This is a genomic window from Pseudomonas sp. NPDC098747 (genome assembly GCF_044760045.1).
Lineage (GTDB): Bacteria > Pseudomonadota > Gammaproteobacteria > Pseudomonadales > Pseudomonadaceae > Aquipseudomonas.
The window spans coordinates 128,310-154,617 of sequence record NZ_JBIWAL010000002.1 but is presented as its reverse complement, the minus strand read 5'-3'; the positions used below and the strand labels follow the sequence as shown (position 1 = coordinate 154,617).

Below are 26,308 nucleotides of genomic sequence, written 5' to 3'. Positions count from 1 at the left end.
CTGTGAGCCCATCTGTGAGCCCATCTGTGAGCCCATCTGTGAGCCCATCTGTGAGCCCATCTGTGAGCCCATCTGTGAGCCCATCTGTGAGCCCATTATCCGTCGGGGCCGTAGGTGACAAAAATCAAAAATTCTCAAAAAATCGTCAGGGCGCTAACGGAGCGTTTTCACAGGCGAAACGTTTATTCCGTGCCGGCTGCGGTTTTGATTCCTGTTAGACGTCGGCTAACCAGTCTCCATCGTTATCAAAGGCCCGGTGTGGGTCGCCCAATCAGCCAGCAGGCAACGCGGCAATAAAGCAACTGGCTTTTTCCCCATGAAGGCGTAAATCAGTGCCGAGCAAAAATTAGTTAATTCATCTGGCGTTGCTCGCAAAGAGCCAACACCGCTCGTTTAATTTTGACCGCTTTTTCAAAATGGTCGAATTGGTTTTCCACGATCCACCAGTGCGCGGCGTGCATGAGCAACGGCGGGTTATCGTTCTTATTGGCAAAGAATGCATAAAACGAAAGTCCGACGTTTTCGCCTTTTTGCTCGATCTTTCGAGTGCAGACGTCAAGGATCTTGTTAATCAGTTCTAGCGGTATTGCTTAACCTCTCGGCGGGTAACTGCCGATATTCACGACATCGCGTTACGAGCCCCTTCCGCCCCTTGTGTGGGCACACAGAGTGCGCAGAGCCATTTGCCTGGACGGGTAAACCGTGGGGCTCAATCACGACCGTCTCAACGTCGCTTGCTGGCCGCACTTGAGCCAGTCCCACCGCCCCCTTTAACCACGATTGAGGCGGATTAGCTCGCGCCTGACAGAAGCTAAACACCAGCAAGGCCCGGAATAAACGCTTCGCCTGTGAAAATCGTCCGTTTGCGCCTTGACGAATTTTTGAGCCTTTCTGATTTTGCTTGCCGTCAGTCGAAGCAGACAATAGGCCCAACGAAACACAATCAACGTTAAGGGATAGCTTCGGAGCCCCACATGAAAAAGCTTTTGCTGCTGCCCCTCGCCCTGGCCTTTGCTTCCAACGCCGCCATGGCCGCTAACTCGGTGGACATTAGTGTTACCGGAACTATTACTCCAGGAGCTTGCAGTATTAGTTTAGATACTCAGCAAATAGATTATGCTAGCATAGACTATAGTACATTAAGTCCTACGGAATCGACTTCTCTTCCAGGGGTAAAGCAAGCGACTGTGAGTATTCTGTGCAGTCAGCCGACCTTAGCGGGATTTATCATATCGGACAATCGGGAAGGAACCGAGAACTCAACGGTTGATGCTGATGGCTATAACAACACCACAACAACTTACGGCTTAGGCCAAGATGCCCAAGGCAATAACATTGGCGGTTATACCATTCACAAGATGGACAACGTAACACTTGATGGAGGGCCGGGGTATTGGGTTCATTTCAACTCCGGAGTTTGGTCTTCCACGGGTGGTGGAGCTATCATACAGTCAACCCCAACACATGTGCAGTCATGGTCGACAGCTTACGGCGCGGGTACTAAGCCCCCGACCCCTATTACCTCTGTTTCGGCGTTACTTAGCATCGTCGCTTCCATTGGCCCAACAAATGACCTAGATTTAAGCGAAGAAATTGAACTAGACGGTTCAGCAACTTTCGAATTGGTTTACATTTAATTTTTTTGTTTCGTCATTATCCTCATGGAATACCGGCATAGGTTTTGGGCCTGAACCTATCACGTCACTTAGCCAGCAAGTATCTCCGCTTTTAACTATTGAGATGAGTAATCTGAACCAAAGCGCCGATATTACGCTGAATGGCTCCGCGACCATCGAACTGATATACCTGTAATACGTTGCACCGTGCTTAGTTAGTTTTCGACCGCGTGCAATACCGGTCGCTTAAGGATGGTCTGAAGTAGCCACGTGTTTTGGGCTGCCTTCGGCCAGCGCCGACTTTGAAAGTGGCAAGTCGATCAAAAATGCTCTGATCGCTCACTCATTTCTGTCTTTTAGCCGTTGCGAGCACTTCGCAGCGGCTATTCCCCACATTACAGGCGCACCTCTCCTGTATTCGTTAGTAAATGTCGGCGCGCCATCCACAGATTCGACAGCGCGAACAGCGTCATCATCTGCGCCGTATTCTTGGCCAGGCCACGGAAGCGCACTTTCACATAACCAAACTGGCGTTTGATCACTCTGAACGGGTGCTCGACCTTCGCCCGTACCTGCGATTTTGCTCCGGGCTTTGTACAGAGCGCTGCGCTTGCCCAGTTTCCGGTAGGTGCTGCGCCGGGCCGCGATCTGCCAGATGACCTCACGACCGTCATGCTCTGGACGCTTCTCGATCCCGGTGTAACCGGCATCGGCACTCACCACGTTCTCTTCGCCGTGCAGCAGTTTGTCGACCTGCGTAACGTCCGCCACATTGGCTGCGGTGATCACTACGCTGTGCACCAGCCCCGACTCATCGTCGACACCAATGTGGGCTTTCGCGCCGAAGTAATACTGGTTGCCTTTCTTCGTTTGGTGCATTTCTGGATCGCGCTTACCGTCCTTGTTCTTAGTCGAACTTGGAGCATTGATCAGGGTTGCATCAACGATCGTGCCTTGGCGCAGCGACAGTCCTCGGTCGCCCAGATAGCCATTGATCACACCCAGAATTCCGGCAGCTAGTTCGTGCTTCTCCAGCAGACGACGAAAGTTGAGGATCGTGGTTTCGTCGGGGATGCGCTCCAGGTTCAGCCCAGAAAACTGGCGCAGAATCGTCGTCTCGTACAGGGCCTCTTCCATCGCTGGGTCGCTGTAGCCGAACCAATTTTGCAATAGGTGAACACGCAGCATCGCCATCAGTGGATAAGCCGGACGACCGCCATCACCCTTCGGGTAATGCGGTTCGATCAGAGTAATCAGTCGCTTCCAGGGCACCACCCGATCCATCTCGATCAGGAACAACTCTTTGCGGGTCTGCTTACGCTTGCCGGCGTATTCGGCATCGGCGAAGGTCATCTGCTTCATCGGAAAACTCGTCGGGTGGAGTCTGGGTAGTTTGCCTAAGTTTGGAAGTCTTCTTCAGAATTTCCCTAGCATCACTATGCTCAAGGAAGCTCGTTTCGCGTTTTACGGTGCGTTCTTCTTCATAGTCGAAGGGAGGCGCTTCACCCCACCCCTCATTCAGCGCGAATTCATAGAACTTGCAGATGTAAGTTAGGTGCTGGTAAGTGGTGCTCCGTGCGAGTCCACAAATCACCGAGCAGTAGTCCCGATAGGCCGCCACAAGATTTTTGTGCCTCACCACGATCTACGTCGCGCCGGTCAATCTCATGAGCGTGAAGAAAGCTGAAGAAGTTGTTCAGTGCGCGGCCGGTACTAGGCCAGGAATCGTCAGAGCCAATGGCACCGCGAAGCAGATAATGGCAACAGAACTGATTGGCCTGGACGCAGCTCTCCATCGAGTCCCACAGCAGAATGGGAACCCTAGATAGGGCTGCCCAGCGATCACGCAGTCCGCACCCCACACGAGCTCCATCTGCCATCCTCTGTATTAATCAGAAACCCATTCACTTTGTCTGCTCAGAACCGGGTGTTAGATCTACCCGAAACCGCGTGAGCTGCTAAGTGTCTGTCTGTTTCTAAGATAAGAGCAATTTAACGATTTCCAAGCGTCAGATCATTAACAGGGCGCGTGGATTGTCTGTCATGGGGACCCGGTAAGATTAATTGTGCATGACGTGGATGAAGGTGTCTGTCAACGGGGGCGGCGTGGTCCTCTCTGGGGGGCTGTGTGAGTACACGCAGGATAACCAGTAATTCACCGGCTCTGAGCAGGGGCGCTTCGCCGACGTATTCATGCTCGAACTCGATGGTTGCGATACACGTTGACAGAATGCGCTCTTGGGTATTTTTGCAATAAATTGATGGCGGGCACGCGGCGCAGCGCTAAATGGAGCACCCTGTCGTCAGTATGGGCGCGCGATCCATCGCGCTCAAATAGTGCTCGACGGAGCGGTTCATAACCACCGACCTGCACGATCGAATTAAGCCTGGCGCATCACGTTATGAGTTGGCAATAGGGCTGCTAGCTCGACGGTCAGGGTCACAGCAACGTGGGGCCCCACTCATGAGCAGCGCGCTCTTCTGAGAGCGGTGGTCAAGATGTAGTAGGGTGAGCCTGGATGTTTATACACAAAGGTGCTCGAGTCTGAGGATGGAGCTCGATTACGACCACAGTTATAAAACTCGAGCCGTTGGTGGGGAGGGGGGCGTCGCCGGGGTCAACAAACGCTACAGCAGGCCGTAAAGACGAGGTCGCCTTGAGCGTCAGCGATTCAACTGGCTCGAGCAAATGAGGCGGGCTTTTGTGCGCGGCTGAGGTGGCACGCGACCGACTGACGCTCAGCTCCTGCGTACCTCACACGGCAGCACCGAGTCGTTGCAATGGGCCACTTTCCTAGTAGTTTGATTATCCACCTCATGCAAAAGCTGACGATGCTTTTTTTCATGGGGAAATTAAACCCTCATTCCCGCGCAAGTCATCGACCATGCGTTTGCTTTTTTCCGGAGACCTGCATTCAAGCACTGCTGCTGCGGCGCATATTCTCTGCATCAAATAAATGCTAGTCCGTCACAGCCAGGGTGCATTAAGAAGAGACCTTGGCTGCGACGGGGGCTGTTCACTCTGATAGTGATCGTTCGCTGCAGTGATGTAGTGGTGAAAGTTCAATATGTGAGCTATTGGTTAATGAGCTAACACCAGAGAGCACTAGGGAGCTCTCAATGACTGCTGCCAAACCATCCGAACAGCTATGTTTCCGAGCACGGAGCCAGTATTTGCATCTGCGTATGTAGCTCGCGGAATTTGAAATACGTCCAGCGCGTGGGACTGTCAACGCGCACTTTTCAAGCGTGATCGATAAGGCAGGACCTCAAGCCGGACGGAGAAAAGTCATGAACCACGTATTTCGGGTTGTCTGGAACTCTAGTGCGAATACCTTCGTCGCGGTTTGCGAGCATGCGAAGGCCCGAGGCAAAGGCCGTAACGCCAACCGTCAAAAAAAGGTGAGCAAAATTGTTGTAATGCTGAGCTTATGCATGGCTGTACCTCATTTAAGTGCGGCCATTCGCTATTGGGATGTTAATGGCACAGGGGTCGGCTTGGGTGGAAGCGGCATTTGGAATACCGCCAGTGCGCCTTGGAGCGGAAATGGCGATGGTGTGAGCGGCCCTTTCATACCCTGGAGTAACAGTGGGTTCGATGACGCGAACTTTAGCGGCACTGCGGGCACTGTGACGCTGGGTCTACCGATCAATATTCAAAATCTGACCTTTCAGACGACTGGCTACACGCTGAATGGAAGCACACTCACCTTGGGTGGGGTAACGCCAACGATTACTGCCGCCCCGAGTGTCACAGCGATCATCAATTCAGCTATTGCCGGCGCAGTAGGTTTGATCAAAAGCGGCAGCGGCACCTTGTCCCTGAATGGTGTTAACACTTTCAGTGGTGGCATCACCGTGGGGGCGGGGAGACTCACAGTCAATGGTAACGCGGCGCTTGGAGCACTCAGCAATGGTATAAGCATGGCCAATGGCACTGCACTGCAAAGCTCTGGGGCGTTGCCCGCCAGCCGGGAGGTTACGCTTGGCGGTGGGGCGGTCACTATCAGCGGTGCGGGTGTAGGCTCGGCGCATTTCATTGGGGCCGGCGGCCTCACGGCATCGGCTGGAGTCAGTTTGACGAACGATGCGAATACCTATGCAGGTCAAACCAGGTTCGGCGTCCAAGACGGCAACTATTCGTTCACGTCCATTGCTGACCTGGGCGTGGCCAGTTCGCTGGGGGCGCCGACCACAGTAGCTAATGGCACTGTTTTCTTTGGTTCCGGCGGTGGCAGTCTCACTACCTTGAGCTACATTGGCACCGGAGGCAGTTCCAACCGAAACTGGCAGATTCAGCCCAACGGCCCCTCTGCGCCGGTGCAGTTTCGTAACGGAGGAACGGGAGCACTGACTCTCACCGGTAGCATCGCGCTGGTGGGAGGATCGATGAACCTCGGCGCGTTCAATGCTGACACGGCCGATCTCCATTTGCTGGGTGTGATCACTAGTAACAATAATCGCCCGGTCAACTATTCTGGCGGCGGATCTGCACGCACCATCACCCTTGGCGGCGCCAATACCTATGCAGGCAATAGCGCGATCAGCGGCGTTACGGTGCAAGCCAGTGAACTTGCCAATACTGGCGTAGCAAGCTCCTTCGGCACCGGTACCGCCGGCGGCATCGCCATCTCCGGTAGCGGCGTACTGAGTTATACCGGCATTGGTGGCAGCAGCAATCGTTCCCTGACTCTCAATAACGGCACCATCAATAACAATGGCAGCGGCGGGCTGACACTCGGCGGCGGTCTGGCACTCACCAATAATTTTACTCTCGGCGGGAACTTTGCAGGTGCCGATAACCACGTCACGGGCGTCATCTCCGGTTCCGGCAACCTTGCCAAGAGCGGCACCACAACTTGGGTGCTCGACGGTGGTAATACCTACTCTGGCACTACCACGGTTAACGACGGCACACTGCGTGCCGGCAGCACGCAAGCCTTTGGGGCGCTCGCCGGTGCAGTGGTCAACGGTGGAGCACTGGATCTCAACGGCTTGGATACAACGTTTACATCACTGGGCGGGACAGGGGGAAGTGTTGTCTTGGGTAGTGCATTGCTGACAGTAGACGCTCCCGCCGGCATTAACACTAGCTACGCGGGCATTATTAGCGGCACTGGTGGGCTCATCAAGCAAGGGGCAAGCACGTTGGTGCTTACCGGCGCCAATACCTACACAGGTGCGACCACGGTAAACGGGGGCGCGTTAGGACTTAATTTTGCGTCGGCTGGCGCGCCGATCAGCAATATAGTCAGCAGCGCCTCGACATTAAACATGGGTGGAGGCGCGCTGAATGTCAATGGTGGGGGCGGTACTGGGACTACACAAACCTTTAATGGTCTAAACGTAACTGGAGGTAATAACACGTTCAATGCCACTTCAGGGGCAGGGGGGAGCGCAACCGTGAACTTCGGGGCCATCACCCATAACGGCGGGCTGATCAATTTTGGCCTCCCCGTTAGCGGCAATCTTACCACCACTAACGCCTCGCTGGGCGGCTGGGCCACGGTTAATGGTACCGATTACGCCAAGGTCGTTGCTGGAAACATTAGAGCCTTTACATTAAGTGACTATTCCCCAAAAGACAACGCGGCGAACTGGTTGGCTAATGAATTCATCACCGACACGACGGGCTTTTTCGGCACGCTCGGCAGCAGCCTGCAGCTTGGTGGTTTGCGCTACACCAGACCGGTGGCCACCACAGTGACCATTGCCGGGGGGCAGACGCTGGGTGTGGATGGCACAATCATTGTTGCACCCACAGTAGGCACGAATAATCAACTTGTCACCGGCGGGACAATCACAGGCACTCAGGGGGGAGGCTCACTGGGAATTCAGCAGAACAGCGCCGGTAACTTCACAATCGGTTCACTAATCTCCGACAACAGTGGCAGCGTCGGCTTTGCTAAGGCCGGTACGGGCTTGGTTACGCTTACCAACATCAACACCTATACGGGCGGCACGCTTGTTTCGCAAGGAATGCTCTCTGTCGGCAACATCGGCAACGGTGGAGTGGCGAGTGGTATTGGTGCATCGCCTGCGAATCCTTCCAATCTGATGCTGGAAGGTGGAACGCTACGCTACACCGGGGCGAGTACAAGCAGCGATCGGGGTTTCACTCTGGCTAAGGCAGGCGCGATTTTGAGCGGTGGCGTCGAAGTGAACAACGCATCGAGCAGCCTGAGTTTCAGTGGACTTGTCACCAGCAGTGACGGTGCCGGCTTGGTCAAGACCGGGCCAGGTACGCTCACGCTTTCGAATGGCGGTAACAATTATGCAGGGGTAACCACCGTTAATGGAGGCACGCTGTCGGTCAACACTCTGGCTAATGGTGGACAGGTTAGCGGCATTGGTGCCTCTACCAGCGCGTCGTCCAATCTCATCCTCGACGGCGGTGAGTTGGAATACACAGGTGCGACGGCGAGCAGTAATCGTGGCTTCACCATTGGCAACAATGACGGAGCCATCGATGTAAGTAATGCTGCTTCCACGCTGACACTTAGCGGCGCAGCGGTGCTCGCTCCAACACCAGTGGGGACCGTCGCGACACTCACCAAACAAGGGGCCGGCACGCTGGTACTGTCGGGCATCAACACCTACAACGGCGGCACGGTGATTAATGCCGGAACACTGCGCGCGGGGTCCACACAGGCCTTCGGAGTAGGCGGCGTGACGCTTGCCAATACCACTGGCACCGCGCTGGATCTCAACGGTTTTAACAACACCGTGGGGTTTCTTTCCGGAGGCGGGGCGAGTGGGGGAAACGTGACATTAGGCTCTTCAACATTGACGCTCAATGGAGCTAGCGCCAGCTACGCCGGCAGCATCAGCGGCACGGGCGGATTGATGCGAACAGGGGGAGTGAATACACAAGTGCTGGCAGGCTGCAACAACAGTTATACCGGCGTTACCACCATCTCCGGTAGTGGTGCGGTTAGCGTCGATTGTCTGGCCGATGGTGGTGTCAACAGTGGCATCGGCGCATCCAGTAATGCGGCCAGCAATTTGGTTCTCACCAGCGGTGTGCTTGCCTACACCGGAGGCACGGTAAATACCAACAGGGGTATGACTTTGGGAGGAGGCGCGGGCGCGATTCAGGTCAATAATGCCGCAACTACCCTGATGTTCAGCGGTCCGGTCGTGGGCGGGGGACAACTGTCCAAGCGCGGCCCCGGCACGCTGGTTCTTTCCGGTATCAACACTTACACCGGCAACACCTCGGTCGAAGCGGGCACGTTGCGAGCGGGGTCCACACAAGCTTTCGGCACGGGCGGGATAAATCTGATTAATTCGGCCGGCACCGCAATCGACCTCGCCGGTTTCAACGAAACCGCGCGCTACCTTAGTGGAGGGGGAGCCACTGGCGGCAACGTCAGTCTTGGAGCAGGCACGCTGTCGATCAATGAGGGTTTAAACCAGATCTACGGTGGCGCGATTAGTGGCAGCGGTGGCCTGGTAAAAAGCGGCACCGGGAATCAAACTTTGTCAGGCTGCAATAGCAGTTATAGCGGTAGTACTGCGATTAATGGCGGCATGCTTTCAGTTAATTGCCTGAATAATGGCGGGAGTAACAGTTCTATTGGCAGTTCTGGTGTGCTTGCGAGCAACCTGGTGATTAATGGCGGCACATTGCAATATCTTGGTGCGGGCTCGAGCAGCGATCGATTGTTTACATTGGGGGCTAGCGGAGGGACTCTTGAGGCCTCGGGTTCCGGCCCTCTTCAATTAACTAATAGCGGCCCTATGGGGCTGGCGGGCATCAATGCCGCACGCACACTCTCTCTGGCCGGCAGCAATGCCAACAACAATACATTCTCGGCGCTGCTGACCAACAATGGCACCGGTGCTCTTTCAATGACCAAGTCCGGCGGCGGAACCTGGGTGCTGGCTAATGCGAACAATACCTACACGGGAGCCACCAATATTGGTGGGGGCGTCCTTAGCGTTACCGATTTAGCCGACGGCGGCTTCGCGAGCAGCATTGGTGCTTCATCCGTTGCCGCGAGTAACTTGGTCATTGGTAACGGATCAACCCTGCGTTACGTCGGTAGTGGGGACAGCACTGATCGTTTGTTCACGTTGGCCCCCGGGGTTACTTTCATCGAATCATCCGGCACCGGTGCGATCAACTTTTCCAACACAGGTGCCGTCACGCTGTCGGGTACCAACACCGCGCGCACCATCGCGCTCGGCGGAACCAACACAGGCATGAATACCCTTGGGGGAACCATTGCAGATAATGGCACTGGTGCGACCACTCTGGCTAAAAACGACAGCGGGAGCTGGGCGTTAACCGGCAATAACACATTCACCGGCAACACCGTCATTAATAACGGCAACCTGATGATTGGCAATGGCGGTAACACCGGTAATGCAGGAGGCGGTAACGTCATCATCGATTCGGCCACATCTACGCTGTCGCTCAATCGTGGTAACGACTTTGTTGTGGGCGGCACTTTGAGTGGTCCTGGCACGTTGGCGCAGATCGGTGCGGGCACCGCCACGCTGACGTCCGCCAACAATGTCGTCGGTGCTACGGTGATCAGCGCGGGTACCTTGGAAGTGAGCGGCTCTTTGTCCACCCCGTCGTTGGCCATGACCGGGACTTCTACGCTGGCAGTCTTGGGCACAGTGCAAGCGGTCGGCGGAGCCACTACTGTGCTCAATGGTGATGCCGGGAACAATACGATTGAGGTTGGTGCAGCCGGAGAGTTGATCGCTCATGGAGATATGGGCGATGGCAGTGACGCCTTGAACCTTACCGGGATTCTGCATACGGGCTCCTTCGGACTGAGTCTGGGAGCAGGCGATGACAGCTTGACGTTCTATGACGGGGCTCAATACGGCGGCCTGGGTATCGACGGCGGCAGCGAAGTCGGTACCGATATTCTGCGCGTTGACAATGCCGTCTCGGGCTCCTTCGACGCTGCGGACGTCAGTGGATTTGAAGAATTCCAGAAGACTAATACCGGTGTATTGACGCTTACCAGCACTCAGATTTACACCTCCAGTACGTTTGTTGGCGACGGAACGTTGGAGGTTGCCGGTACGCTGGAGACGCCCCTGGTGCTGTTAGCCGATGACACGACGCTGGACGTCAGCGGTACGGTCGATGGTGGGGCGGGGACGACAACCCTGCTACTGGGCAGCACTGGGGTTAATGATGTTCGCGTTAGCAGTGGTGGCATCCTAAGGGTTAATGGTGACCTAGATGACGGGGACGACACGCTATTTGTGGCCGGTTTGCTGGACACCAGCGGTTCGGCGCTGGAGCTTGGGGCTGGCGATGACACGCTGACTTTGGAAGACGGTGCGCTGATCGAAGGGCCAGGAGTCGACGCTGGGAGTGCGGTCAACAGCGATGTGTTGATCCTCAACAATGCACTTGCTTTAACTTTTGACGGGGCCCAAACCAGCAATTTCGAACAACTGCTCAAGCTCAACGCCGGTGTCGCCAGTATGACGGGTAGCCAGGCGTTCGCTGATGAGGTGTCCATCGTTGAGGGGGCGCTGAATGTCGACGGCGATATGGAAACTGCCGCCATCAGTCTGTTTGACGACACGGCATTAACGGTCAACGGAACAGTGCAAGGGGGGGCTGGCAGCACGAGTGCAGTCTTCGGTAGCGCAGGGAGTAACCTCCTGACCGTCAATGGTTCGGCCGCTATCAATGGTGATCTGGGTGCAGGTAATGATGTGCTGGATGTGGGTGGCAATTTGTCCACTGGCAGCGGCATTTTAGATCTGGGCGACGACGACGACACCCTGACCATCCATGACGACACCGTGATTGATGGCACCGTAGCGGGGGGGGCTGGCAACGATGTTTTCAACACAGACATCGCCACCACTGCTCAGCTTGGGGCCGTGCAAGGGTTTGAGACTCTGTTCAAAACCGGTGTCGGGGTCCTTGGTATTAATGGGCCGTTGGATTCTGACTTCACCCAAGTCCAAGTCATGGATGGCACATTGGACATCACGGGCGGCGGAGTCGTAACGGCCGCACCCGGTAGCGAACTGCTTACTGTCGTCGGAGCGGGCGCCCTACTAAATGTGGATGGTAGTTATGGCTGCGGCGCCGGCAATGACCGTATGGATGTGTCAGGGACTGTTGCGGGCGGTGGAGTCGTCGATTTGTGTGGTGGCGATGACATATTGACGGTAAACGATGGCGCCGTCCTGAGCATGGCTGTCAGCGGCGGGGCCGGGCTCGATGATGTGCTGCTGCTGAACAACGCCGCGGCATTGAATATTGACGTCGGTAACACCACCCAGTTTGAACGTTTGCAGAAGGATCTTCGGGGCGAGGCCACGTTGACCGGCAACCAAGCCTTTAGTGGCGGAACTACCGTTCTCGGCGGTGCACTGATCGTGGCTGGTCAACTGGAAACACCCACCATCGACATGGCAGACGATACGCAACTTCAGATTGAAGGTCTTGCGCAAGCCGCAGGAGCGCCCCTGCAGTTGAATGGCTCTACGGGTAGGAATGCCGTCACGGTGGGGGCGGGTGGAACGCTTAGGGCCGTCGGTGATCTTGGGTTGGGTGATGATCTGCTGGACGTGTTCGGCACCCTGGACGCTGGTGTAGGGGGCAACCTCTTGCTGGGAGACGGCGATGACACCTTCGTGGTGCATGACGGTACGACGGTCATCGGTACGGTCAGCGGCGGGAATGGCGTCGATACCCAGGTCTATGACCTGGCCGGCAGTGCCAACGTCGATGCCGTGGTTGAGTTTGAAGGATTAACCAAGCGCGGACTGGGTACCCTTCACCTGACCGGGCCCGCCACCTCTGAATTGTCGGCGGTGGTGGTCGAGGCCGGGATACTGGACGTGCAGGCTGCGGCAAGCGTTGTGGCGCAGCCCGGTAATGCCCTCATGACCGAGGTTCGCTCGGGGGCGACCCTGAACGTGGATGGCAGTTGGACCGGCAGTGCGCTCAGCGATGGGCTGGACATTGCCGGCACTGTAAGCGGCAGTGGGACGATTGATCTGGCTGATGGCAACGATACCCTGACCTTGCATGACGGCGCCGATTTGGGAGCGCTGATCAACGCCATTGATGGCGGCAGCGGTAGTGACCTGCTGTTGGCGGACATCGCGGGTACCGCGACATTAGGCGGTGCCGACAACTTTGAGCTGCTGACCAAAACTAATCTTGGCACGCTGAACATCGATGGACCGTCGACCTCCAGCTTCACCACTGTAGCGGTACAGGGCGGCACGCTGAACGTGTCGCCGCAGGGAAGCGTCGTCGGCGTCGTCGACACCACCATCGACGCCGGCGCGCGACTCAACGTCGATGGTGTCTTTCACGGCTCCGGCGGTGACGATCGTATGACGGTGGCGGGGGCTTTAAGCGGCAATGGCAGCCTGGATCTGGAAGACGGCGATGATGTGCTGACGTTGAACGACGGCGCGGATTTGAGTGGCTTGAGCAGCGCTCTGGATGGCGGACTGGGCGCTGGCGATCAAGTCGTACTGAGCAACGCATCGGACCTCACACTGGGTGCCAGCCTCATCAATTTCGAAACCCTGTACAAGGATAATTCGGGCGTTGCCACGCTCGCGGGAACGCAATCCTTCAGCGGCGGCGCCACCATCAATGCGGGCGAACTGAAGATCGATGGCGCTTTGATTACGCCAGTCATCACCTTCAGCAACACGACCGATACAACGACACTGACCGTGAGCGGTGATGCCGGAGCGTCGGCCAGCACGCCAATGCTGCTGGCCGGATCCAGCGGTGCGAATGCCGTTGTAGTCGATTCTGCGGGAACACTAAGGGCCGTCGGTGATTTGGGGGCCGGTGATGACCTGCTGGACGTGTTAGGTATCCTGGACGCTGGTGTAGGGGGCAACCTCTTGCTGGGAGACGGCGATGACACTTTCGTGGTGCATGACGGTACAACGGTCATCGGTACTGTCATTGGCGGGAATGGCGTTGATACCCAGGTCTATGACCTGGCCGGCAGTGCAAACGTCGATGCCGTGGTGGAGTTTGAAGGATTGACCAAGCGCGGACTGGGTACCCTTCACTTGACCGGGCCGGCCACCTCTGAATTGTCGGCGGTGGTGGTCGAGGCCGGGGTGCTGGATGTGCAAGCTGCGGCAAGCGTGGTGGCGCAGCCCGGTAATGCCCTCATGACCGAGGTTCGCTCGGGGGCGACCCTGAACGTGGATGGCAGTTGGACCGGCAGTGCGCTCAGCGATGGGCTGGACATTGCCGGCACTGTAAGCGGCAGTGGGACGATTGATCTGGCTGATGGCGACGATACCCTGACCTTGCATGACGGCGCCGATTTGGGAGCGCTGACCAACGCCATTGATGGCGGCAGCGGTAGTGACCTGCTGTTGGCGGACATCGCGGGTACCGCGACATTAGGCGGTGCCGACAACTTTGAGCTGCTGACCAAAACTAATCTTGGCACGCTGAACATCGATGGACCGTCGACCTCCAGCTTCACCACTGTAGCGGTACAGGGCGGCACGCTGAACGTGTCGCCGCAGGGAAGCGTCGTCGGCGTCGTCGACACCACCATCGACGCCGGCGCGCGACTCAACGTCGATGGTGTCTTTCACGGCTCCGGCGGCGACGATCGCATGACGGTGGCGGGGGCCTTGAGCGGCAGTGGCAGCCTGGATCTAGAAGACGGTGATGATGTGCTGACGTTTAACGACGGCGCGGATCTGAGCGGTTTGAGCAGCGCTCTGGATGGCGGACTGGGCACTGGCGATCAAGTCGTACTGAACAACGCATCGGACCTCTCACTGGGTGCCAGCCTCATCAATTTCGAAACCCTCTACAAGGATAATACGGGCGTGGCCACGCTCGCGGGAGCGCAGACCCTCAGCGGCGGCACAACCATCAATGCGGGCGAGCTGAAGATCGATGGCGCTTTGAATACGCCAATCATCACCTTCAGCAACACGACCGATACAACGACACTGACCGTGAGCGGTGACGCCGGAGCGGCGGGCAGCACGCCAATGCTGCTGACCGGATCCAGCGGTGCGAATGTAGTGGTGGTCAATTCTGGCGGAACGCTGAGGGCGACCGGTGACCTGGCGCAGGGCGATGATACCCTCGATGTGGCTGGAACACTTGATGCAGGGCTGAGCGGCAGTGTGACGCTGGGTGATGGGGACGACACACTCATCCTGCATGACAACAGCACGATTATTGGAGCGGTCAATGGCGGCGCCGGTATCGACACCCGTGTTTACGATTTGGCGGGTACGGCAGCGGTGGGCGCTTTGACGCAGTTTGAGGCGCTGACCAAGCGTGGGGGCGGTGTGCTTAACGTGACGGGCCCTGGCACGTCCGAGTTAGTAGCGGTCACCGTGGAGAACGGTAGCCTGACGATTGAAAGCGGTTCCACGGTTGTAGCGCAAACCGGCAATGCGTTAAATGCAACGGTGTGGAACGGTGCCACCCTTGCTGTCGATGGAGCATGGACGGGCAGTGATCAGGGGGATCGCATGGACATCGCCGGCACCCTCACTTGCAGCGGCGTGCTGTATCTGGGTGCGGGTGACGATACGCTAATCTTGCACGATGGCGCGGACCTGTCCGGGCTGGTTAATCCTCTGGATGGAGGCACTCATACGCCGGCCGGCGACAGCGTGGTAATGCACGTTGCCTCACAGCTGACGATGGATGCCAGCGCCATCATTAACTTTGAACAGTTGGAAAAACAGGGGGCGGGCACTGTCACGCTGACCGGTGCGCAAACCTGGAATCACGTCGCACTTAATGACGGGGCGTTAGCACTCGGTGCTGCAGGCGCTCCCAGTCACATGAAAACCGATACGCTGGCCATGTTCGACAACACTCAGTTTGCGTTAGCAACTGGCAGCATGGCAGAGGGACATACCGGCCCGGCGATAGCGATCACTGGCAGTGCAGGGGTCAATACCGTTTCGGTGCAGGAGGGCGCCTCCCTTGCCGCCACAGGTCGGCTGGGTGATGGGGATGACACCCTGGATGTGGCGGGTACGTTGAATATTGCTGGCGATTTCAACCTCGGCGCCGGTGATGACACCTTCAAGGTGTACGACACGACGGTTGTGACGGGCACGCTCGATGCCGGGGCGGGCAACGATACGCTGAACACCAACGTATCGGCGACTCGAACGGCAGTATTGGGCGGGCTCGACGGCTTCGAGTCCTTGGATAAATCTGGGGCAGGCACACTCCATCTGACGGGATCATCGGCGTTTATCAATACGACCATCAGCGAGGGCACGCTCAAGGTTATGGATGAGGTGGTCACAAACACGCTCAACCTTGTCAACGGGGCGACTTTAGCGCTCGCCGATGGGCGATTGGCAGGCACTGCAGGTGCCGACATCTTCCAACTGGCTGGTCGCGTGGAGGGGACTGGCAGCCTCGACCTTAGAGAGGGAGACGACACCCTGATCGTGCAAGACGGCGCCGACTTCTCAACCTTCAATGGCGTGGTGGACGCAGGCGTAGGTAGCGATACGCTTGAGGCAGACATCGCCACGTTGGCGACGCTGGCTACTACGACCAATATCGAAGCGCTCAACAAAACCGGGGGCGGCACGCTGACCTTGGGTGGCAGTGAAGTGTCAGATTTTTCCACGGTCAATATCAATGCCGGCACGCTCGCCGTGTCGAGCGGCTCGGCAGTGGCAGCGCCGGACGGAGGGACCCTGCAAACTCAGATTGTGCAGGGGGCAACCCTCGCCGTCGACGGAGCTTACGGCTGCGGGGATGGTAACGATTCGCTCGATGTTTCTGGGGCGATTCGCGGTTCGGGTGTCATTGATCTGTGTGGCGGTGACGATACGATGACTCTCAATAGTGGCGCCGATCTTACCGCCATGACCGGACACATCGACGGTGGGACGAACGGCTCCGAGGGTGACACGCTGGTCTTGAACAGCGCTGAGTCACTGACCCTCAGCGGCGATACAATCAGCGGCTTTGAGGTGCTGCATAAAATGAATTCCGGCGACGTCACGCTGACCGGCTCTCAGACGTATGCACGGGCAACGTTGATCGGCGAAGGGCAGATGAAGGTCGAGGGTCGGTTGACCTCGGCGACTGTCGAGGTGGGGACTGAAGCAACTTTGTCCGGGGCCGGGACAATCGTAGGCGATGTCGTCAACGCCGGCACGCTCTCCCCGGGGGGTAGTGTCGGCACGTTAAGTGTTGAAGGTGATGTCAGCTTCGCCCCAAGCTCGATATTTTCGGTGGAAGTAGAGCCTGCCGGTGGCTCTGATCGCCTGAACGTCTCAGGTGTGGTCACGATCGCCGGCGGAACGGTGGATGTTCTAAGCGCGGCGGGTGCGTATGAGCCCGGGAATAGGTGGACGCTCATTTCTGCGGCAGGCGGTGTTACGGGGGCGTTTGATCGGACCCTGTTCTCGCTGCCTTTTCTGAACCTGTCTTTGGGTTATGACCCAAGCACTGTATTTCTTGAAGTCGAACGCAACGATACAGCGTTCCCAGACTTGGCCGTATCTTCCAATCAAGCGAGTCTGGCAAGGGGGTTGCAGTCGCTGAGCAACGATTCTCCGCTGTTCAGGTCGGTGCTTAACCTGCCCGATACCGAGGCGGTGCGAAATGCTTATAACCAGTTGAGTGGGGAGCTCCATTCCAGCTTGTTTGGCACTTTGTTGGATGACAGCCGGCTGATTCGACAAGCCACGCTTAACCGCACCTGTCTCGCTCAACAGGAACAGTATGACGAACGCAACAAGGATGATCGGCGCCTTTCCACGTGCTCATCGCAGGCCCAGGATCATTTTGGCAACGTGACGATTTGGGGCCAGGCGATTGGTACCTACGGCACCACCGACAGTACGAGCAACACGGCTGAAGTCAAACGTGACGTGACTGGGCTGTACTTGGGAGGCGATCTGCCGGCCACGGATAACTGGCGAGTCGGGCTGGTGACCGGATACGAAAAACGCAGTGTCGATGTCAGCGAGCGGCAGTCCTCGGCGGATGTACATTCCTACCATGTGGGAGGGTATGCCAATGCTGTGTTTGGAGCCGTTGGCGTTCATCTGGGGGCAGTACACACCCAGCATGCCATCGACTCTAAACGTCAGGTTAACCTGGCGGGTAATCGACAGTCTCTGAAGGCGGACTATGACGTGGCAACCAACCAGGTGTTTGCGGAGCTTTCTTATAAAGTACGCATGCCGGGTATGGAGATGGAGCCCTTCGCCGGTTTGGCATATGTCCATCAGGGGGGAAATGACAGTTTCAATGAGACAGGAGGCACGGCAGCCCTGTCGGGTGAAGACACCGAAGAGCACTTGACCTACTCGACGACCGGCGTACGGGCCGCGGCCCAAATCGGGCGCGTCGGATCAGCAACGGTGTTGGCCACCGGGTCTCTTGCCTGGCAACGATTGCTAGATGACAACACACCTGATCGTACTTTCCGACTGGCCGGCTCTTCAGCCTTTAACATTGAAGGTGCGCCGATTGGCCGCGACAGCATTCCCGTAGAAGCCGGCGTGGCTATTGACTTCAAATCGGATGCGCGGCTCAGCGTGGGATATCGCGGTCATTTCAGCAGCGGCTACGCCGATCATGGTGTAACCGTGGCACTGTCCGTACCGTTCTAGTCTGCTCGCAAGATAGAACCGCCATGGATGGCGTTCACTTGCGACAAGGGTGGGGAAGTCAAGAAAAGCGGCTCCTCTTCAACGTTGTACAGCAAGGGACATGTGGAAGGTGCGTATTCGAGTTGGCGGTAACATTTGATTTGCATGCTTCGTTCCTGTCAGTGTGGCCTTCAATGCTCGTGGTAGATTTTTCTTGTATCCATGGCGGGCGTCCGTTATCTCATCTTGACCGCGTTGCAATTTTTGCAGAGGGATCACGCTCGTTTATGGCATCCCTACGGAGCGGATGCTGCGTCATCGGTTGGCTCATCCCGCTTGAGGATCGAGCCACTGGCGAAACTCTCGTGGCGTGCCGAGGGCATGGCCGTTCGCGCTCAGGGTTGATTGGCTCATGGCCCTTGGACTTGGAGCCATCATGTCCAGCGTCGCGGCGTACGCATTCCGTGGCGACGACGTGGAGCTGTTTGCTATGCCAGCGATATTGCCCACGGCGTGTTCCTCGCATAACGCATTTGTTAGGTCATTCGCTCAGCCGATGACCGTCAAGGATCAGCGCTCCACTGCCTGCGGGCGTGTCTGCTCGAAGGTTTTCAGCCGTGTGCGAATGGGGAGTCTGCATATGGAATGTTCGACCAATACGTTGGTGGCTATTGTTCTCGGTAGTCTCTTATTGTGTGGTTGCGTTTCGAAGACCACTGAGAAAGAGCAGTATTCTGGATACCTTGACCGATATGATTTGCTTAAATCGGGTACGTCCGCAAGTGGAGCTCCAACGTTGCGTTGGGTGTCGCCAGCGTTCCGTGCCAAAAATTACGACACCGTGCTATTTGACCCGCTTACGCTTTATCCGGCACCGAAGGCTGCTGATCGAGTCGTTGCACGAACCTTCCACCAGTTGCGAAGAGCCGCCGACATCCGAGTATATGAGGTCTTGTCGAAACGATACCGAGTGATTGGGGCAGCGGATCGAGTTCCTTTCGCCTCGCGATTACTAGTGCTGCATACAGCAATCACAGGCGTCAGTGCCTCTAATGCCGAAATTAGGTGGTATGAGCTGATCCCTGTACCAGGGCTAATTGCCGAATTCGAAGTCGCTACCGGGCGGAGAGATCAGAGCTATATGTCGAGGCATTGTTGGTGGATGCTAATAATGAACCCATGGCTAGGGTCGTTCGTAAGGTCTTTGGAAAAACACTAGACACCAGTGTGACACCAATAACGGTCGATGACTTTACTCTCGCAATCGAAGAACTTGTATCAGATATGGTAATTTTTCTGAAATAGAAATTATCTCCGCAGAGCGCGCGTCGGTATGGAAAAGAAGCTCAACCCTTTGGCTAAGTGCCGATCTGCTCTGCGCGACGGATAGCTTATCAACGTACACCGCTCCGCTATTGTGCAACATTAAGGTTTTGTCCACGTTTGACCAGAGCCAGCGTGATGAGATAGCGCTCTAAGTGGGGCGCATGAGGTCGTCGCATCCGCAGGAGAATCGAAGGTCGTAGATTGCGCTGATACATAATGTAATGCATTTAACAATGTTGGCCGTTGAGGGCCTGTTAGCATCCGCTGTCATTTCCTGCTACGTTGCCGAAACCGTCGCATGTATCAATGATTTGGCAAGTTATTACATACGCAATGCGTTTGGATTAGTAGATGTATTTTGATGTCGCGAGTCACGCTCAATTGACTCGTCGAATGTCGGCCATCATCTGACGCCAAACTCTTGGGGTTTGGTGAGCGCTTCCTCGATTATATATTTAAGGGGAACTTAAAAATGACTACATTTAAACCAGGTCATCTGCGCATCGAGCGTCATGCACTGAATAAGGAAGATGTCAGCTACAACCTGCATATTGAATACAAAGTTACACAGCCTCCTAAGGAGGGCAAGGGGATGCAATTCACTGTGCGTGGTTCCGTAGAGGGCAACAATTTGGAAGAGCAATTCTTTCTACCAAAGGATAGAGCTTACAACTTCGCCAGCAACCTAACACATATTTTTAAGCAAAACGGTATCCCCAAGACACACAGCAACATCGGCTCTAACCATAAATTTTACGACAAAATGTTCGAGGATGTGAAAGCGCAGTTGTGATATGAAATCGGGTGATACGGTTAAATCTGAACCTTGATGCACAGATATTTCAGCCGTGATTAACTTTCATTTTCCGATCAGAAAACTTGACGGCACACCATTCGCCGACGCCAACGAACTCTATCAAACCATCGAAAACGAAACGTCAGGGAATTACCTGATGAGTAGCCACAGGTTCTGGCATGGGGGTAGGGGCCCCCACCCGGTACGCCTAACGTTGTAGAACGAGGCGGGAGGTGATGGCAGATCTGGCTGATCTGCCAAGGTCTTTAGAAAAACCAGCTGCGATCAGCTTCCAGTTCTTGGCGGCATTGCGTAAGTTGCACTTGGTAGCTATTTGATTGCTTTTCTACTTTCCGCGCTACCTGCATCAGCCACGGCTTTTTGCGGTAAGTGCCACGTCGGTAGCCACCACGGCCCTCGTGGTAAGCCAAGTATTGGTTGTAAACATCCCACTTGGAAATACCAAGTTGGCGATGGGTGCCGGTGGTGTACCAGCCAATAAACATCATGGCGTCATCAAAGTCGTCCCGGGAACTGCCGTACCCAGTTTCGTCTTTATATTCCCCCCATACGGGGTCGAGAGCCTGCGCATAGCCATAAGCAGAGCTGACTCGACCCCAAGGAATCACCCAGAGTACATAGTCCCGTGGCGGCAGCGCATCTGCGACGAAACTGCTTTCCTGCTTCATGATCGCCATCGACACATGCTGAGGCGTACCCCATTTTTCCTCTGTAGCCAGTGAATCCTCGTACCAATCGGGGTATTCACGGAAAATACTGCAGATATTCGTTTGATCCCTCGGGGGCGTGGTGGTGCACCCTGTCAAAATAGTCAGTGTCAGTGCCAAGATCAGCCGTTGTTTCATCGGATGTCCATAAACTAAGTTGCTGACGCCCGTCAATCGATTGTCCGACCGGTCGGCGCCGCATGACGTGTAAAGGCTTTCAGCTCACTAGGGGCGATGGAGTGGCTGACTTGTGTTTTTTCGGAACGACCGCAACGAGGCTGCACATGCGACGATTCTTCGCACTGGCCGCACGCGGATAGCGCCGACTTGGGCAAAACCACCGCTGCGCGAGCCTTGTGCAAAGACGGTCAGGTAATAATCGGGGGCCCCTATTGGCTTATGCCTAGCGGGTTCAACGGCCGATAGCTGTGTTCAAAAGCACTGCTAAAATGGCGCAACTCGGCTCGAGGAGTGTCCGCATAGCAGCACGGCGCTCGGTGCATTGCTTTGAATGGCGCGTTGTTGGGCGTTCAATAATCATGGATGAGATTGTCTGAAGTCCGGTAGTCCGTGCGCGCGACGCCATGACTTGATCTCTTTTAGAATCCCTTCAGGATTACCCTCAATGCCATAGTCAGCAGGATAAAATAGAAGACCATATCCGGCGGAGTGTCCGGTCAGTCTTTCAAAGTCATAAATGAACTTGTGCAGATGTCGCACCAGCTCCGTCGTTTTTAGCTCGTGCGAAGGCGAAAAAAAATTTTCAAGAAATTGCAGAAACTGCTCTTCTGTACAATCTTCAATACAGGTTGCGTCTGTCTCATTTAGCATAAGTTTCTCTTTTGCTAACAGGTATTTATCAATCTTCTGATCGGGGCAATTTCGATTCAGGATTTTAAGAGCGGAATTTTGGCGTGGGAAATTAAAAACTGTTTTTGCGCTGGGTACGAATGTGGACTTCGCCCCGATTCCGGTTACTGCATAGGTGGATCTCGAGTTTCTGGGTGTGCTGCTGGTAATCGTTTGGCGCTAAGTCGAGATGGCAGCATTTGATGGTGTGCGTGGGTAACCAAGCGCGGAACATAAGTTAAAAAATCGTTTCGCCGGGCTGCGAGCTCAGACGCTTTTTTTGGCCCATTCAGTAGAAAGGGCAAGTTTCGTTCGTTTTTCCCGGCCAAGGGAGGCAGCCTCAGAGGCACACACACTCCTGCGCAGATTCATTCGGGTTCTCGGCCTTCATTGCGCAGAGAAGCCATGTGAGCCTGCTTTTCCAAAGACAGCAGGCGACTCAGTGAATACCCAATGCAGAGGTGTCCTTGGGGCGTGGCTTCGCTGCAACCCAGTATTGCTGGGTCTGGGTGCCGAAATAAGGGTTTTTGATGTGTTATCGCGTGTTCGTTTTGAGTTAATGCCGCCAAGTTTTCCATAGGCGTACGAGTCGTGTCTGCAAAATTACCAAAAGGATTGGCCAAACAGAAGAACGTCAAGATCAAGGCTCAGGTTGCGCTAGCGATTTATAGCTTTTCAATGATGGTGCCGTTGGCTAACGTACACTCGGCTTCGAAGCCTGAATATTCAGTTTCCAAAACATCTGGTCACGGCGAATATATTCTCCACGTCATGCATACGGGCGATACGCTGGAAAGCGTAGCTAAGCAATATGCAATTTCTGTAGACGAGTTGCGAGAAGCTAACCAGGTATTGGGTGGTGAATGGGCTCCGCGAGCGGTTGTGTTACCAAGCAGTGCGATCGCAGATTCGGGCGTGTTTCACCCGCTATTTAAAATTTATACACTGCGCAAAGGCGACACGTTGGATTCCATCGCCGCGCGTCATAATCGTTCCGTGAAAGAGTTAATTACTCTTAATAGCACTGTGATGCCCGCCGGCACGATCAGGTCCATTACAGAGGGTGGCAGTCTTCTTGTCCCAGTCGTCAAGACGGCTGACATGTCAACGAACTCTGCGCCCAGCCAAAGCGAGCAAAAAATTGCGTCCACGCTGTCGTCGCTCGGCCAGTCGTTGAGTGATACTGAGGTTGAAGATCGCGGACAGCAACTTACCGATCAGGCCGTTAATCGCGTAACTGGAATGGCGACCTCGTCCGTAGGGCAGGCAATTGAAGGTGTTCTGAATAAAAAAGGCACCGCAAAAGTCGGCATCAGCGCGAGTGTCGAGTCCGGCCAGGTAGATTACTCGCTCGATTATTTGCACCCTATGCTCGAAACAGAAACTAGTACTCTGTTCAGCCAAATCGGGATGCGCACGTCAAATGAACGTGAGATAGGCAATATCGGTGTTGGTTATCGTTCGGCGGTCAATGAAGGCCTGATGCTGGGCGCGAACATGTTCCTTGATCAGGATTTCAGTCGAGATCATACGCGTGCTAGCGTCGGTGTAGAGGCGTGGGCGGAGGCGGCGCGTTTGTCGGCCAACGTCTATACGCCAGTGAGCGGTTGGAAGGACTCAGAGGACCATGAGCTTATTACCGATCCGGAAACTTATATTCTTCAGGAGCGCCCAGCGAAAGGCTGGGATGTAAACGTCGAAGGGCCCATTCCCGGCGTTCCGCAACTGGCGGTGACCGGCGAATACTTCGAGTGGAAAGGCGATAAGGTTGATGCGCTAGGCTCGCGCGGTGAATTGGAGAAGGATCCAAAAGGGTACTCTGTCGGCGTCAAATGGCAACCGATGCCACTAGTCGGGTTCGTGGCCGAGCATTCCGAGGTCTCGGGCTCCGATAGCGATTTCAGTCTGGGCATGGACCTGACCTGGAACTTCGACCTGTCGCTTCAGGAACAGCTTGACAGCACGAATAGCTTCGCCGTGAAACCTTTGGATCAAGCTCGCAAAGAACTGGTAACACGTAATCACGAAATGGTGCTTGAGTACCGCGAAAAAAGTAAGGTTGCTCCGATACAGCCGCTTGAATTCGCCGTTGACAATATTGAAGGTACGGCAGGTCAGCGAGGGCAAGGCCCCCAGGTTTCCGGGGTGCAACCAGGTTATTCGGTTGCCTATTCCTCGAGCATGCCGGACGTGGTGGCGATTCATCCGACCACGGGGTACCTCATCAGCTCACCGACCATCGCCGCAGCATCGGTTGTCGTCTCCATCACGGCGACTGAAATCGGTGGCTCAGGGGCTGCATCGCAAAGCACATCTCGTTCGACCGGATATCAAATCAAACTGAAAGCCCAAAATCATGTCCCCACAGCGACCAACCTGGACATCCAAGGTATTTTGCAAGTGGGCCAGAAGCTGGTTGGAAGTTACACCTTTGCGGATAACGACGGTGATCCGGGAAATGACGGTGCGAGCGATGCATCGACCGTATTGTGGACAGGCGGAGCCACTACGAAGCAGACTCAGCGCGAGTATCTGCTGACGCAGGCCGATGTTGGTCGCGTGCTGCGTTTTAGCGTCAAACCTAAAAGCGCCGCCGGCAGCGTAGGGGAGCTGGCAAGTATCACGACCGCAAGCGCGCCAGGCGTTGTGGGAGGAGGAACTAATCCCCCAGGTAGTGTGGTCGAGGCTGCAATCCCGGCAGTATCGAATCTGGACATCAGGGGTACATTGCAAGTAGGTCAAACGTTGACCGGTACCTATGCCTTCGCCGACAACGACGGCAGCGAGACCAATGATGCATCGAACAACGCTTCAACCATGCAATGGAGCGGTGGTGGAACCGCCGGCATTACCACTGCGGAATATGTGTTGACCTCTGCAGACGCCGGTAAGGTGCTCGCGTTTGAGGTGACGGCTCAGACAACAATCGGCGTTCTAGGTAACACTGAAAATATCACGACCGCCACGGCTCCGAGTGTGATCGGGGGCGGCAGCAATCCACCAGGCAGTGTGATCGAAGTCGCAATTCCAGCCGTATCGAATCTGGATATCAGTGGCACGCTGCAAGTGGGTCAAACGTTGACCGGAAGATATGTGTTTGCGGACAATGACGAAAACGCCACCAATGATGCCGCTAACAACGCGTCGCTGATGCAATGGACCGGTGGTGGCACCTCGGGTAACACGACTGCGGATTATCCGTTGACCTCCGCCGATGTCGGAAAAGTGCTGGCGTTTGAAGTGACAGCTCAAACGACAGCTGGCGTGCGAGGAAATACCGAAAGTATCACGACTGCCACTGCCCCAAGCGTCATTGGTGGCGGAAGCAACCCGCCAGGCAGCATCGAACCAGCGGAGGGCGTACCTTCGGTGTCTGGTGTCGACATCGCGGGCATTCTGCAAGTAGGGCAAGATTTGACCGGCAGCTACTTGTTTGCCGATAACGATACCGACCCCACCAATGATGCGCAGAATGACGCGTCGACCATGCTCTGGTCCGGTGGCGGCACCTCGGATGCAGATAAAGTCTACCGGCTGACCACGTCCGACGTCGGAAAGGTTTTGACGTTCAGCGTGACGGCCAAAACCACGGCGGGCACTCTGGGTAACGAGATGAGCATCACGACCGCGACTGCGCCGAGCGTGGGTGGAGGAGGATCCATGCCTCCGGGATCGATCGTTGATCCTGCCGCCATCCCTGCAGTGTCGAGCCTCGATATCGTGGGTACTTTGCAGGTAGGTGAGACCTTGGAAGGCAAATATGTATTTGCCGACAACGATGGTGATGCCGGTAACGACGCAACCAACGACCGCTCGGAAATGAGATGGACCGGAGGCGGCACGCGTGGGAATGATACCGCTTCCTATCAGCTGACGAGTGCCGATGTGGGTAAGGTCTTGGCTTTCAACGTGCGAGCCAAGAATGCCCAGGACGTTTTCGGTAATTTCGCCCGTATCACGACGGCCGAAGCGCCCGGTGCTATTGGTGGAGGCGGCGGCGGGACAGTTACAGATCCAGCGGTGCCATTGAACGTCACGATTCATATTCAAGGCGGCGGTGTCTTGACGGGGCGTCCACAAGTGGGCCAGGCCTTGGAGGCACAGGCCGTTTGCGAGGGGGCGTGTATTCCTGGAAATGTCACCTACCAGTGGATGATTCAGAGCCAAGGCAGGGGCGGTTTTGAGGCGATTCCTGGCGCCACAGATAAGGTGTACACACCGTTAGGCTCGCAGCAGCGGCGGGAATTGCAAGTAAGCGTCGGCGCGGCGGCTCCCGTCCAGCACTAACGGCAAGGCCGGATCGCTGGTTATTTAACACCGAGGTGGCTCGTAGCAACAAGTTGCGAGCCATCTCGGCTGTCTAGCGGCGCAATTTCGTCCAGCAGTGGAGTGCTATTGCC

The 26,308-nt window shown here is 55.8% G+C and carries 7 protein-coding genes and 2 pseudogenes; 5 read left to right on the top strand and 4 right to left on the bottom strand.

Going from position 1 to position 26,308, the window contains the following annotated elements:
* Nucleotides 1–350: 350 nt before the first annotated feature.
* Nucleotides 351–539 (bottom strand): DUF6500 family protein, encoded by a 189-nt coding sequence (locus tag ACIQVE_RS01700; RefSeq protein WP_402804041.1) that lies wholly within the window; start codon nucleotides 537–539, stop codon nucleotides 351–353.
* A gap of 435 nt (nucleotides 540–974) precedes the next feature.
* Between ACIQVE_RS01700 and ACIQVE_RS01695 the strand changes: the two genes are divergently transcribed.
* Nucleotides 975–1,637, top strand: a complete 663-nt coding sequence (locus tag ACIQVE_RS01695; RefSeq protein ID WP_402803905.1) for a DUF1120 domain-containing protein — start codon at nucleotides 975–977, stop codon at nucleotides 1,635–1,637.
* Nucleotides 1,638–2,011: 374 nt separating this feature from the next.
* Here ACIQVE_RS01695 and ACIQVE_RS01690 read toward each other — a convergent pair.
* A pseudogene (locus tag ACIQVE_RS01690) lies at nucleotides 2,012–2,978 on the bottom strand (IS5 family transposase).
* A 1,929-nt stretch (nucleotides 2,979–4,907) separates the two neighbouring features.
* On the opposite strand from ACIQVE_RS01690, the gene ACIQVE_RS01685 reads away from it, so the two are divergent.
* From ACIQVE_RS01685 to ACIQVE_RS01675, 3 genes and pseudogenes are all read left to right on the top strand, one after another.
* The gene (locus ACIQVE_RS01685) at nucleotides 4,908–18,230 is read left to right on the top strand and encodes an autotransporter-associated beta strand repeat-containing protein (protein ID WP_402803903.1); all 13,323 of its coding nucleotides are present in this window, start codon (nucleotides 4,908–4,910) and stop codon (nucleotides 18,228–18,230) included.
* A 391-nt stretch (nucleotides 18,231–18,621) separates the two neighbouring features.
* Nucleotides 18,622–19,428, top strand: a complete 807-nt coding sequence (locus ACIQVE_RS01680) for a DUF3313 domain-containing protein (RefSeq protein WP_402803902.1) — start codon at nucleotides 18,622–18,624, stop codon at nucleotides 19,426–19,428.
* 579 nt (nucleotides 19,429–20,007) lie between these two features.
* A pseudogene (locus tag ACIQVE_RS01675) lies at nucleotides 20,008–20,365 on the top strand (DUF5064 family protein).
* Nucleotides 20,366–20,597: 232 nt separating this feature from the next.
* Here ACIQVE_RS01675 and ACIQVE_RS01670 read toward each other — a convergent pair.
* Nucleotides 20,598–21,197 carry a hypothetical protein gene (locus tag ACIQVE_RS01670; protein ID WP_402803900.1) on the bottom strand — a complete coding sequence of 200 codons (600 nt, stop codon included), beginning with the start codon at nucleotides 21,195–21,197 and terminating at the stop codon, nucleotides 20,598–20,600.
* Between the two features lie 399 nt (nucleotides 21,198–21,596).
* A complete protein-coding gene (locus ACIQVE_RS01665; protein ID WP_402803898.1) occupies nucleotides 21,597–21,890 on the bottom strand; it encodes a bacteriocin immunity protein in 294 nt (97 codons plus the stop codon).
* A gap of 609 nt (nucleotides 21,891–22,499) precedes the next feature.
* Here ACIQVE_RS01665 and ACIQVE_RS01660 point away from each other — a divergent pair.
* A complete protein-coding gene (locus tag ACIQVE_RS01660; RefSeq protein ID WP_402803896.1) occupies nucleotides 22,500–26,195 on the top strand; it encodes a ZirU family protein in 3,696 nt (1,231 codons plus the stop codon).
* The last annotated feature ends 113 nt before the right edge of the window (nucleotides 26,196–26,308 follow it).